Source organism: Halomicronema hongdechloris C2206 (genome assembly GCF_002075285.3).
Lineage (GTDB): Bacteria > Cyanobacteriota > Cyanobacteriia > Phormidesmidales > Phormidesmidaceae > Halomicronema_B > Halomicronema_B hongdechloris.
Genome location: NZ_CP021983.2, coordinates 972,948 through 985,608 on the forward strand (window position 1 = coordinate 972,948; position 12,661 = coordinate 985,608).

The following is a 12,661-nucleotide window of genomic DNA, read 5'->3' on the forward strand; positions in this document are numbered from 1 at the left end:
CGACAAAATTCTCTATGGGAAAAAACTAAAGTGATGCCCCTATAAACGAAGATTGATCTCCCTATAAACTAGGATTAATTTCGACGACTCAACCAGTCCGTCAGTAAGAATCAGCACAATTGATGTCGTACAAAGGTGGCAACACCCGGGATTTAGACCTGAGGACCCCCTAGCCCTAGACTGTCATTCATGCTGCATAGGGCAATAAGATACCCTTACCCCGAGGAGCTGCCACCGACACGTCCCTGATAGGGTAGCGAGCTGGTCGATTAAGTTACCGTATCAGAGATAACACTTGGCCCTATTATCCCCAGTCGTAAAGGACTAATCTACCAACGTCCACCAACCGAAGCCAGGACCTATGAACCGGATGGTGATCCAAAGGACGATCATCAGGCCGATACCAATCCAAGTGCCGCGGGTGGTCCAGCGCATGAACGTCTGAGCCTGAGACTTGGTAATGGGCAGCCACGGTGCAATTGGCTGCTCTTTGCCGTACTGGTCTCCGAGGGCCGCTCGGCGGCGTTTGGCTTCTCCCATAGCAGATTCCTCATGTCGTCATGCAGAGATTGCACGCCGAACCTATCTCGATCTATGCCTATGATGACGGCATAATTGACACCCATGGTGTGTCCTATTGGCACTAGCCTCGGCGTTGCTAGCCTGCAGTATCAGTCTAGTCCAATCCTAGCGTGCCTAGAGTCGGTCCATTAGCCCGGTAGCGAACAATTGGAATCCCGCAACCATTCAGTCTCTAAATAGGTGGTGCGAGCGGCTGGACTAAGCGCTTCCAGCACTTGACGGCCATAGCTGCGATAGTTAACCCGGTTATCCAACAGCGCCACAATGCCCTGGGTATCGCGTATGGGAGCCACGGCCCGTTGCAAGGTACTGAGGGCCATGGGCAACAGATAACACCGGAACCAGTCTTGTCGCTGACTCTTGTAATAGGCGACTCGTCCGGCCACTAGGGGAGCCTCCAGTGAGGGAATGGGCAAGGTGGGGATGATCAACAGGTGGGGAGTGGGTAAGACTGTCTGATAGTGTTGCCAGAACTGCCAGTCGGTTACGAGAATGCCGTTATCATCCAGGCAGGTGCGGTCTACCTGAACTCGGGAACCAAATTCACTGGCCAGAATCGATCCCAGCTGCCCTTTTAGAGGAATGTCGCTGACTAGAATAATGGTGACTCCTTGGCGGGTGTCGTGGGTGAGCAGCTGTCGAATTTCCTGCAGCAGGGCTGTTTGGAATTGCCGGGTATTTGGCATCGGTAAGTGATCAGGTACGTAGAGGCGAATGGCTTCCGAATGCCGATCGAGGGAGAATTTTAGACAGGTGAGCTCCGTTGGTAGTCCCAAGCGCTGTCGATAATTGGGGGCCTGGATTTCAAGGTCAAAGGCGGCTCCGATCAGCACGAGGGGTTGTTGTGACCAGATGGGTGCGAGTATCGGTGCGACGGTGGTGGGGCCGCAGTGTAAGCAGAATTGACCTTGGGAGCGATTGAAGCTAACCCAGAGCAGGGGGTGGGCAGTCCAAAACTGTTGCCAGAACTGCTGCCAGGCGGGAGGCATGGCGGCTTGACTACTTGCTGGCTGGGGAGACTCGACGACCAGTTCGCTATAAAGGGTAGCCAGCAGCGTCCGTTCCCTATCTTCGAGGAGATGGCACTGATAAGGATTGGTCGGATATTGAAACACGCTATGGGTCAGTTGGACACGGATGTCCCAAATCAGCTGATGCTGATCGGGATAGGCCAGCATTAGGGCATCCCAGGCAGGAGTCTTCAGGCTGGTGGTGAGTTGTTGCTGGACCCAACCCTCGAGATCATCAATGCCGTCAATCAGGGTTGGAATTTGGGTGGGAAAGCGAGTTTGAGGGCCAAGGCGATCGGCTAGCCAAGCCTCGGGAGTAGTAATGAGCAGCCCAGTGAAGGAGTCTCCAGGCCAGGTATCGCCCACTTGAATGGGTTTATAAGTGGGAATCCATTGCCGCAGCCGGGGCAAATCCACCCACATCAGATGCTGTTGAATGATGTCGGGCAACACCAGGATGACTGGCCCCGGCCACAGTAATACAGACATCAAATAGCTAAGCCGATAGCGTCCATGGCACATTGAAGCACTGCCGGTTTGAATCAGGGCACTACGCCCCAGTCTCAGGGCCCTCGCCACTAAGCGGGCCAGGGTGAGATGATGCGGCCAGTGGGGGATTCCCTGCTGCCGTAGGTAGGTGCGGAGTTGCTGGTGAACTTCGGCTTCAATCACTGATGATGGCACTGATGATGGATATCCTTAAGCGGATAGTGACCTTCATTGTGACACATGGCTCTGGTGGGCTTGGGGCCTATCGCGAGTAGCGGGCTGGTAAAGTCCCTGGTGGGACTAAGCGCCTTTTGGGGTTCTGATAGCCTGGCTCTGGCTATATGTCTAGGCGGATTCCAAATTACCGCTAAGCTTGGTCGCGGCCGCTGGGGGAATCTGAGGAGGGACCGACGGAGAGATCGCGTTCTGCCCGAAAGCCCTGCACGAAGGTGAGAACGGTGGCGGGCTGGGGCAGAGGACCTGGCTTTGGCGATGGCGGCAGGGGGTCTGACTCGGTGGTCTGTCGGGCCCCAAATCGAGGATGGGTATAAATTGCCAACCGCTGGTTGCTGGAATTGGTGACGTAAAGCTGAATCGGCTGCTGGAAGAAGGGATCTGAGAGGCGGAGGGGGTCGGCTGACGCGGCTGGCTGGGCCGCATCAGCTGCGATCGCAGGTAAGACCTTTGCAGGTAGAACCTTCGCAGGCAAAACCTTCATGGTAGTGGTCAACTCCTGACCCAAGGCTCTCAGAGACGGCTGCAGTTCTGCCGCGACGGGAGTATTGACGGTTGAGGCCTGCACCATCTGCAACAACCGGGCTAGGGCCTGTTGGACCCCTTGAGTGGCCTGAAATGGTAAGGATAAGCCGTAGGCCATAGACCACAGTTGGCTGTCTTGGGACAGGGTTAGGGTCAGGCGGGTTTGCCGGTTGGCAACGGTTAAATCAGGTACCCAGTCTCGGTCGGGAGCACACTGAGACAGATGATAGTAAACCTGGGCCAGCTGAGCATGGGCTACTGGTGTCAATAGAGCATCCACATGCAGATGCACCTGAGGCGATGCAGTATTGAAGAAGCCATGCAGATCGACGGCATCGGAAAACTCTCGGATCTGGGTTCTGTCGCCATTAGGGCTCATGTCTACCCAGGTGCAGGCCACCTCTTTAGTGGCCAGATTATAGCGAGCGGCCCCGAATAACTTGGCACCGGTAATGGTGGCTCCAGACAGATCGGCCCCAGTGACCGTGGCATGCATCAGATTAGCCTGGCTCAGATCGGCATGGACTAATACCGTATCGACCAGAATTGCCCCCTCCAGGAGGGCTCCGGTCAGATTAGTGCCACTGAGCTTAGTGGCGGTTAAGTCGGCGTTACGCAGGTCGGCCCCCCGCAGGTCGGCCCAGCGTAGATTGGCCCCCTGCAGATTAGCTCCGTTGAGCTTGACCTGCTGTAGATTCGCGTGGCGCAGATCGGCCTGCTTCAACAGGGCACCACTGAGGTCGGCCCGATCACCGTTAACCGCATTGAGATTGGCCTCTTCTAGTAGGGCCCCCGTCAGAATACTGTTGCGGATATCTGCTTGCTGTAGATTGGCGCCCTGCAGATTAGCCCAGCGGAGCTTGGCTTCCCGTAGATCTACCTCGCGCAGATTGGCGGCCACTAGCTGGGCATTACTCAAATCGGCTCGCAGCATCTCGGCTCGCACCAGGGAAGCCCCACTGAGATCCGCCTCCGTTAGCAGAGCCCGAATCAAGTTGGTGACATTGAGCTGACAGTGCCTGAGGTTGGCACCGCTGAGGTTGGCGCCGCTGAGGCGACTGACATTGAAAATGGCGTCTTGTAAGTCTGCCTGCGTGAGGTTGGCATTACTGAGATTGGTGACCTTGAGGCTGGCTCGTCGTAAGACAATCTGCGGTAACTCAGCCTCTACGAGGGATTGCTCATTTAGGGACACCTCTGGAAAGTCACGGTTTCCCTTGGCGTACTGGCGCAACAGTTCACTTGCGTCCATGATGTATCCTTGGCCAATGCTGCCCTGATGCCTCAAGATTAGGGGTTGAGGCTTCGACCTTAGCATCTCTGTCTAGGAAAGGGAGACTATTCATGAAAATTGGGATCGTCGGTCTAGGGTTGATTGGCGGATCCCTAGGGTTAGATTTACGACGACAGGGCCACTGGGTGGCTGGAGTAGCTCGTCGGCCACAGCTGTGCGAGGCAGCGGTGGCGCACCAGGTCGCTGATCAAGCCAGCTGCAATTTATCCAGTTTAGCGGACGTCGATGTCGTCTTTGTCTGCACGCCGATTGCGGCGATTGAGCCAACGGTGGTCGAGTTGGTTGCCCATCTGCGGTCATCGACCATTATTACTGATGTGGGCTCGGTAAAGGGCTCGGTGGTGGTAGCGGCTACCCGGCACTGGCCTCGATTTGTAGGGGGACACCCGATGGCTGGTAAGACCCAATCGGGGCTGATGGCAGCCCAGCCGCAGCTGTTTGTGCAACGGGCCTATGTGTTGACACCTTTGGAGATAACGCCGTTGGATGCCGTGGATACGGTGGCAGCCCTGGCGGAACAGGTGGGTGCCGTCGTGTACCGGTGTGCGCCGACGGTGCATGATCAAGCGGTGGCCTGGATTTCTCATCTGCCGGTGATGGTTAGCAGTAGCCTGATTCGGGCCTGCTGTCAGGAACCCGATCCAACGGTGCTGACCTTGGCCCAGCGATTTGCCAGTTCTGGGTTTCGCGATACCAGCCGGGTGGGGGGAGGTGTGCCAGAATTGGGCCTGATGATGGCTCGCTTCAACCGTCAGGAGCTGTTGCGATCGCTGCAGGGCTATCGCCAGCAACTGGATGCCGTGATGGACTGGATCGAGACGGAAAATTGGCCGGCTCTGGAACAGCATCTACACCAAACCCAACGGGCTCGGCCTGCCTTCGTGGAGGAAAAACCGCAGAGTGACCCTAGCTAATGGCCCTAACTAATGGGTTGAATCGGTTCCGAAGAAATTAAGACGGGCTCTCGATACAGCAGGGTAGTGAAGGTGACGGTCGCCCCCAGGCCTTCCCCCATGCTGATAAATTGCACCACGCCCCCCATGGCTTCGACCAGTTTTTGGGAGATGGCCAATCCCAGGCCGGTGCCACCGTACTGGCGGGTGCGATCCCCATCTACTTGGCTGAAGGTTTGAAACAGCCGGTCTTGTTTTTCCAGGGAAACGCCGATGCCGGTATCGGCCACGCTCACCTTGACAAAGCCTGGCCGCGATTGCCCCTGGAAGGTGGTTTTCTGTAGCTTGACTTCGGCGCTGATGGTGACGCCCCCCTCGTGGGTAAATTTGATCGCGTTTCCCACCAGATTGAGCATCACTTGCAGCAGCCGTTGATAGTTGCCCAAGAGAATGATCTCGTCTCGGGTCGCTGGCACCAGTAGCTTAAACTCCAGCCCTTTTTGCTCGGCTTGGGGTCGGGTGAAGTTTTCGACGTCTTGAAAGAGTTCCTTCAGGTTCAAGGGACTCATATCGATTTGTAGTTTGCCCGCTTCGATCTTGGCGATGTCGAGCACATCGTTGATTAAGCTGAGCAGGTGAATGGCTGATTTGTGAGCTTCCTGGATAAAGTCTTCTTGTTCTTCGGGATCATCGGCCATGCCGTCCAACACCAACTTGAGAAAGCCAATCATCCCGTTCAGAGGAGTTCGTAGTTCGTGGGAAGTATTGGCCAGAAACTCGCTCTTGAGGCGGGAGGCTTCTTCGGCTTGGTGTCGCGCTTCTTCGAGTTCTTGGTGTTTCTTGAGTAGGTTGGTGTTGGCTTCTTGCAGCTTCACGGCTAGGGCGTGGCTTTCACCGAAGAGTTGAGCATGGGCAATGGCGGTGCCGACTTGATCGGCGAGATCGCTGACTAATTCTAACTCTAGGGGGCTCCAGACCCGATCGGATTGAGAATACAGCACAATAATGCCATTGGGCTGATCTTGGTAGCGAGTGGCGATGGCCAGTACCGAGGCTGGATGGCAGGAGATGGCGCCGTCGGGGTGAGTCTCGTCGGTGAGTGCCAGTACGGGTTCAGCCGATGCGATCGCACGTTGCAAGTAATTTAGCTGCGCCAGGGAAAACTCTTGATGCAACCAGGGGGTTAACCCTTGCTGACAAGACTCAGCCGTGACGGTCACCGTCTTGTCCCCCGTCTGGTAGGTACAGACCAGATTGCGCTGGCTGCAAAACATCGCCCCCAGGCCATCAACGGTATGGCGCCAGATGGTATCCAGATCGAGGGTACGGCGAATATTGCGAGTAATGCGATTCAATAGGGCGGCATAACTCTGAGCTTGGGCACAATCAATCGCCTCCTGGGACCAGCGAAACCACTCCTCCCCGGGAAGTTGACCAGGGATAGAGTCAGCCGTCGAGTCATTCGCGGAAATCACCGTTCCCGTCAGGGACGCTCTGCCCACCACCTGGGTGGGGGGAGCCTCTGGATGCAACAGGGGACTGAGTAGCAGCTGACAAGGCAACCCTTGGTTGCCGACCGCTATCATACCATCAAACCACTCCGCCTGACCATGAGTCAATACCCGTTCCAGACAGGCACGATAGCCCGTCTGACAGCCATGGGCCAGAAACTGCACCGACGGCTGCCCCACTAATATCCCAGGATCGATGCCCCACTGCTCGGCGTCTGGCCAATGGAGGGTAATGAAATGGCCAACTGTGTCCAGGACAAACCAAAGCTGCGCCGGCACCCCCAGAAATTTGCCATTTGAATACTCACGCCCCTGCCGTTGCTGACTGTTCGCAGAGTGTTTAGAAGAGATATGGGAGTTAGCGGAGCCAGTCATAAGCCTAGTGTTCGACGGCGCTGTAGGGACATTGACCCATCGCTTGAGGCCCCATTGCTTGAGGCAACGTTATCACAGGTCACTAGCTCGAGTGACACGGTGTTCACCCCTATGGTGTCAGGCAGTAGAGCACTAATCTCGAGAAAACCAGATTGCATTGCCCATATCCTAAACCAAGGTCATGGCAAAATCAGGAAACGACAGCAGGAAAACAGGGCTCTTTAAATTTTCTGGGGTAACTATAACCGAGCCATGTACGACAGCATTTCCTAGCTGGGTGAGGCCCAACCTATCGCCTCACCTCAAGGGGGTCATGGCTACCCCTGTACACCCCGCTCACTGCAAAAGTGATGCAACTGCAACGTGATTCAGCAGCCGACTCTACCGTCATTTGAGTGACTCAGTGCCTCGTTGGAGCAGGTGGAGACGGGAGCGGTCTCAGGGCGTCTGTTCAGCCACCCCATTACAATAAACCTAATGTTCAGTATCAATGTCCATCTGCCCCCTTCTGACTCCGGTCTATGACAGACGTTCCCGTTTCCCATATCCGCAATTTCTCCATCATTGCCCACATCGACCACGGTAAGTCTACCCTGGCGGACCGTCTGTTGCTGCAAACTAAGACGGTCAGTGATCGAGATATGAAAGCTCAGTTCCTCGACACCATGGATCTAGAGCGGGAACGAGGCATCACCATCAAGCTGCAGGCCGCTCGCATGGCCTATGACGCCTCCGATGGCAACCAGTATGTGCTCAACTTAATCGATACCCCCGGCCACGTGGACTTCTCCTACGAAGTATCCCGGTCCTTGGCAGCTTGTGAAGGGGCCCTGCTGGTGGTCGATGCCTCCCAGGGTGTCGAGGCTCAGACCCTGGCCAACGTCTATCTGGCCCTCGAGCACGATTTAGAAATCATCCCGGTGCTCAATAAGATCGATTTGCCCGGGGCGGAACCCGATCGGATCAAGCAGGAAATCGAAGACATCATCGGCCTCGACTGCGGCAATGCCATTCTGGCCTCGGCTAAACAGGGCATTGGCATCGATGAGATTCTAGAAGCGATCGTCTATCTGGTACCGCCGCCCCAAGAGACGGTCGAACGACCCCTGCGAGCCCTGATCTTTGACAGCTATTACGACAGTTATCGTGGCGTCATCGTGTACTTCCGAGTCATGGATGGCACCCTGCGCCGGGGCGATCGCGTCCAATTGATGGCCTCCGGTAAGGAATACGACATCGATGAGCTGGGGGTACTGTCGCCGATGCAAATCCAGGTCGAAGACCTTCATGCCGGTGAAGTCGGGTATCTAGCCGCCTCCATTAAGGCAGTCGAAGATGCCCGGGTGGGCGACACCATTACCCTAGTGAAGCCAGCGGCCCCAGAGCCCTTGCCTGGCTATGTGGAAGCCAAGCCCATGGTATTTTGTGGTCTCTTCCCCACCGATGCCGACCAGTTCGAAGATCTGCGGGATGCCCTAGAAAAGCTACGGCTCAGTGATGCAGCCCTGCAATATGACCCCGAGACTTCCAGCGCCATGGGATTTGGGTTTCGCTGTGGCTTCTTAGGCTTGCTGCATATGGAAATTGTGCAGGAACGCCTGGAGCGGGAATATAACCTGGATCTAATCACAACGGCTCCTTCGGTGATCTACTGGGTGACCACCATCGATGGAGACGTGATTGAGATCGATAATCCCTGCAACCTACCCTCGCCCCAAGAGCGAGAAAAAATTGAAGAACCCTATGTGCGAATCGAGATGCTAACCCCGGAAGAATTCGTGGGACCGCTGATGGAATTGAGCCAGAGCCGCCGCGGCGACTTCAAAGACATGAAATATCTGGCCCAAGGCCGCACCTCTTTGGTGTACGAAATTCCTTTGGCGGAAGTCGTCACAGACTTCTTCGATCAGATGAAATCTCGCTCCCGGGGCTATGCCAGCATGGAATATCACCTAGTGGGGTACCGGGAAAACCCGCTGGTACGGCTAGATATCTTGATTAATGGAGAGCCTGTCGATCCCCTGGCTACCATCGTCCATCGGGATAAGGCCTACTATGTCGGTAAGGCCCTGGTGGAGAAGCTAAAAGAGCTGATTCCCCGGCACCAGTTCAAGATTCCCCTCCAGGCCGCCATCGGTAGTCGAGTGATTTCCAGCGAGAGCATCCCGGCCCTGCGTAAGGACGTGCTGTCTAAGTGCTACGGCGGCGACATTTCCCGCAAGAAGAAGCTACTGCAGAAGCAGGCCAAAGGCAAGAAGCGACTGAAGGCCATCGGCACCGTGGATGTGCCCCAAGAGGCGTTTATGGCGGTGCTGCGACTGTAGGGCTCATGGGAGCAGGGGGTCGCCCACACCGCCCTCCCATATCAGTGCTCGCAGCTACAGACACCCATCGTTGCCGGACCCTAGGGAGCAGCATGGGTTGCTTTCTGCGTGGGACGCAGCCATTTTTCCGCGGTCCCCAAGAGATTCGTCCGGAAGTTCTCGGGGGCTGAACGGCAACATCCTGGCAGTCTCCTTACACTATGCATATAGAGATGCAACATCACCCATGCTGACCTCGTCTGACCTGAGTGGGTTGTTTACCCCGCGCTTCTTCCGAAATTTTCTGCCGATTCCGGCCACCGATGCCCTGGCTATAGGCCAACGGCCTCCCGACATTTGTCTGCCCAATATCACCCAGGGGGACACTATCACCCTGTCAGAGTTCTGGGGCAAGCAGCCGGTGGTCTTGGCCTTCACCCGCATCTTCACCGAGAAACAATACTGTCCCTTTTGCTATCCCCATATTGTCGCTTTAGGGGATGCCTACGACCGGTTTCGGCAGCAGGGAGTTGAGGTGCTGATGATCACCAGCACCGATGCCGCCCAAAGCAAAACCATAGTGCAAGACCTGGGCTTACCCCTTCCCCTACTCAGCGATCCCAGCTGTCAGAGCTTTCAGGCCTATCAGACCGGACAGGCCCTGGGGGCACCACTGCCAGCCCAGTTTGTACTCGATGCCCAAGGCCGGTTGCGCTATCGCCATCTGTTTTCCTTTCTCAATCACAATGCCAGCGTGGACACCTTGCTGGAAGTCATCGGAGACCTGGGAGACTAGGCTACAGGGGGAGTGACGAGCTTGCCCTGAGCGCAGTCGAAGGGTGACGAGTGGAGGGCGGAGAGAGGGATGTGGGGTGATGGGGTGATGGGGTGATGGGGTGATGGGGTGATGGGGGAGTGACGAGAAGGAAGGCCCCACGGGTTGATGAGTTTTGAGTTTTGAATTTTGAATTTTTGAATGAGTGGAGATTCCAGCTCCCCAGCTGCCCTTGTGGAAGTAGGGGTTGGGGGAAGGTCCCTCGCATCCCTGCCGATGCGACGCGATCTATTGCGCCTAACCGATAAGTCCTTCGCAGGTCCAGGGCAGCGGTTTGCCCTGGTCGTGGGGGTCCGGGGGAAGCGAAATTCCCCCGGGCGAGCACTCCGAGCTACACAATTAAGTGTGGTCTTACCGAGGTCTACCACCACTGAGATGACTCCCTAATTTGCCCATAGAACTATAGACTAGCTGCCTCGGCTGGTGGCCAACGCGGTGAGGGGTTGCTCCAGGGCTACCCGCGGCAGTCGGTGTTTGAAGCCGCAGAGAATTTCCCAGGAAATGGTGCCGCTGAGGTTAGCCCAATCATCGGCGGTGATACAGTGACGGCCCTGGTGGCCCAACAGGGTGACAATATCCCCTTCCTGCAAACCAGGTAGATGGGTGACATCCAGCATCAACTGGTCCATGGTGATGGCGCCGACCTGGCGCACTTGCTGCCCCTGGACCAGCACCGCCATGTGGTTAGACAAGGCCCGGGGCACCCCGTCGGCATAGCCGATACCGACCACGGCAATGCGCATTGGCTGCGGAGCTACGAACTGATGGCCGTAGCTGACGCCAGTACCGGCGGCGATCTCCTTGATGTGGGTGATGCGAGCTTTCACCTGCATGACGGGATGGAGAGAGATTGTCGAGCGTAAGTGGGGGGCGGGGTAGAGGCCATAGAGGGCCAGGCCGACCCGCACCATGTCGTAGTGCAGGGCGGTATCGCCCAAGGTGGCGGCGGAGTTGGCCAGATGCAGCTGGGGAGGGCGCAACTGATGCTGAGTTAACGCCTCAATGGCGGTCTGAAAGCGATGGTGCTGTTGCTGTAGCACGGTGGTATCAGGATCGTCGGCGGTAGCCAAATGGGAATAGACGCTGGCGATGGCCAGGCCCGGCAACTGCTGGACGAATTGCACGAATTCCACTGCCTGCTGCCAGGGGTGGCCCAGGCGAGACATGCCGGTGTCGAGCTTTAGGTGCACTGGTAGGGGATGGTCCAGGCGCCCCAGGGTCTCTGAGAAGACCAGGGCTTGTTTGGGGGCGACCAGGGTGGGCTGGAGCTGCCACTGTGCGATCGCACGCACCTCTTCCAGACTATGCACCGCCCCCATGAGCAAAATGGGGGCCTGAATTCCGGCTTGCCGCAGTTCAATCCCCTCTGGCACCGTGGCCACCCCACACCAGTGGGCTCCGGCCTTCAGGGCATGGCGGGCAATGGTCACGGCGCCATGGCCGTAGGCATCGGCCTTCACCACCGCCATCAACTCCGTCGTTGGCATCAGCCACTGCCGCAGTTGCCGCACATTGTGCGCCAAGGCGGTCAAATTGATCTCAACCCAAGCCCGACAACACCGCATCGGGGCCAGACTCGGGGTTTTATCCCAACTCAACATACTGCTCTACTCCTTCACCACACACGGGACCGCACCAAGCCCCCTTGATCGCTATACCTTTACGCTACTACTGACCCAGATGTCAGCATCCGGGACCTGCGTCGGCCAGTGTCCTGGCCACGAGAATTAACAGGCAGTGTATCAGCCGTTAAGACGTCAGAATCAGCAGCTATGCTACTATCGGTGCAATATCCTTTTAACGATCCCCAATGAGTAAGGTTCTGGTGCTCAATGCCTCCTATGAACCGCTCAACATAACAAGCTGGCGTCGAGCGATTGTCTTAGTCATTAAGGGCAAGGCTGAACAGGTTGAGCACAACGGCAAATTAATCTACGCTGAATTGTCACTGCCGACGGTGATACGGCTTAGACAATATGTGCGAGTGCCCTACAAAGAGATTCCTCTGACCCGACGCAACCTACTCCAGCGGGATAACCATACCTGTCAATACTGTGGCTATGCCGGTGACGGCCTCACCCTAGACCACGTCGTGCCTCGCTCTCGCGGCGGTGGTGATACTTGGGACAATATGGTGACTGCCTGTGTCCGCTGCAATGTGCGCAAAGGCAACCGCACCCCCCGGGAAGCCAGCATGCCCCTGCGCAATCCTCCCCGCAAGCCCCACAGCAGTCTCTACTTCGAAGTGGCTCGACAGATTCGCAGTGGCACTCACCAGGAATGGAAGAAATACGTCATCGGTGTCTAAATAGTAATAGACAGTTGTAATAGATACAGGTATAGATAGACAGGTCATCCCAGCAAGACTTGCGATCGCAAGCAAGTTGGTTGAGATTGTCCCTGGCAGTCTCCCTTGCCAGGGGCAGATTATCCGTCGCCTAAGGCTCCCCCATAGGAATGACGCAGGAACCATCCCAGAGGTCTACGCTGGACTTGATAGACATGCAGACAGCAGCGCTTATCAACGACCCCCAGAGACTGCTCACCCGAGACTGCTTGGCGAGGTTGATCGAGTCCTGAGTCAGGTCTCCCCAGGCTCTCTAGACCCTC

Annotated in this window: 9 protein-coding genes; 4 read left to right on the top strand and 5 right to left on the bottom strand. The window is 56.5% G+C overall.

Features of this window, described 5'->3' with window-relative positions:
• Positions 1–324: 324 nt before the first annotated feature.
• The 3 genes from XM38_RS04525 to XM38_RS04535 all read right to left on the bottom strand — a co-directional run bounded on the left by XM38_RS04525 (position 325) and on the right by XM38_RS04535 (position 4,092).
• Entirely contained in the window at positions 325–540 is a 216-nt protein-coding gene (locus XM38_RS04525) for a DUF2839 domain-containing protein (protein ID WP_080809319.1), read from the bottom strand.
• Positions 541–710: 170 nt separating this feature from the next.
• Entirely contained in the window at positions 711–2,276 is a 1,566-nt protein-coding gene (locus XM38_RS04530; protein WP_256995527.1) for an ATP-dependent DNA helicase, read from the bottom strand.
• A gap of 172 nt (positions 2,277–2,448) precedes the next feature.
• Entirely contained in the window at positions 2,449–4,092 is a 1,644-nt protein-coding gene (locus XM38_RS04535) for a pentapeptide repeat-containing protein (RefSeq protein ID WP_187329275.1), read from the bottom strand.
• Between the two features lie 92 nt (positions 4,093–4,184).
• Between XM38_RS04535 and XM38_RS04540 the strand changes: the two genes are divergently transcribed.
• On the top strand, positions 4,185–5,048 hold the full coding sequence (locus XM38_RS04540) for a prephenate/arogenate dehydrogenase (protein ID WP_080809313.1): 864 nt from the start codon (positions 4,185–4,187) through the stop codon (positions 5,046–5,048).
• Between the two features lie 5 nt (positions 5,049–5,053).
• Here XM38_RS04540 and XM38_RS04545 read toward each other — a convergent pair whose 3' ends face one another.
• On the bottom strand, positions 5,054–6,913 hold the full coding sequence (locus XM38_RS04545; protein WP_080809311.1) for a sensor histidine kinase: 1,860 nt from the start codon (positions 6,911–6,913) through the stop codon (positions 5,054–5,056).
• A gap of 521 nt (positions 6,914–7,434) precedes the next feature.
• On the opposite strand from XM38_RS04545, the gene lepA reads away from it, so the two are divergent.
• Both lepA and XM38_RS04555 read left to right on the top strand, forming a co-directional pair.
• A complete protein-coding gene (lepA, locus tag XM38_RS04550) occupies positions 7,435–9,237 on the top strand; it encodes a translation elongation factor 4 (protein WP_080809308.1) in 1,803 nt (600 codons plus the stop codon).
• 226 nt (positions 9,238–9,463) lie between these two features.
• Entirely contained in the window at positions 9,464–10,012 is a 549-nt protein-coding gene (locus XM38_RS04555) for a peroxiredoxin family protein (RefSeq protein ID WP_088429202.1), read from the top strand.
• 446 nt (positions 10,013–10,458) lie between these two features.
• Here XM38_RS04555 and alr read toward each other — a convergent pair whose 3' ends face one another.
• Positions 10,459–11,652: an alanine racemase gene (alr, locus tag XM38_RS04560; protein ID WP_088429204.1), complete on the bottom strand. Its 1,194-nt coding sequence runs from the start codon at positions 11,650–11,652 to the stop codon at positions 10,459–10,461.
• A 209-nt stretch (positions 11,653–11,861) separates the two neighbouring features.
• Here alr and XM38_RS04565 point away from each other — a divergent pair, with 209 nt between their 5' ends.
• Positions 11,862–12,359 (top strand): HNH endonuclease, encoded by a 498-nt coding sequence (locus tag XM38_RS04565; protein WP_080809303.1) that lies wholly within the window; start codon positions 11,862–11,864, stop codon positions 12,357–12,359.
• Positions 12,360–12,661: the final 302 nt, after the last annotated feature.

What these genes read in the sequence shown, in the direction of transcription:
- XM38_RS04525 (WP_080809319.1), bottom strand. Translation starts at nt 540, where the DNA reads ATGGGAGAAGCCAAACGCCGCCGAGCGGCCCTCGGAGACCAGTACGGC.
- XM38_RS04535 (WP_187329275.1), bottom strand. Translation starts at nt 4,092, where the DNA reads ATGGACGCAAGTGAACTGTTGCGCCAGTACGCCAAGGGAAACCGTGAC.
- XM38_RS04540 (WP_080809313.1), top strand. Translation starts at nt 4,185, where the DNA reads ATGAAAATTGGGATCGTCGGTCTAGGGTTGATTGGCGGATCCCTAGGG.
- XM38_RS04545 (WP_080809311.1), bottom strand. Translation starts at nt 6,913, where the DNA reads ATGACTGGCTCCGCTAACTCCCATATCTCTTCTAAACACTCTGCGAAC.
- lepA (WP_080809308.1), top strand. Translation starts at nt 7,435, where the DNA reads ATGACAGACGTTCCCGTTTCCCATATCCGCAATTTCTCCATCATTGCC.
- XM38_RS04555 (WP_088429202.1), top strand. Translation starts at nt 9,464, where the DNA reads ATGCTGACCTCGTCTGACCTGAGTGGGTTGTTTACCCCGCGCTTCTTC.
- alr (WP_088429204.1), bottom strand. Translation starts at nt 11,652, where the DNA reads ATGTTGAGTTGGGATAAAACCCCGAGTCTGGCCCCGATGCGGTGTTGT.
- XM38_RS04565 (WP_080809303.1), top strand. Translation starts at nt 11,862, where the DNA reads ATGAGTAAGGTTCTGGTGCTCAATGCCTCCTATGAACCGCTCAACATA.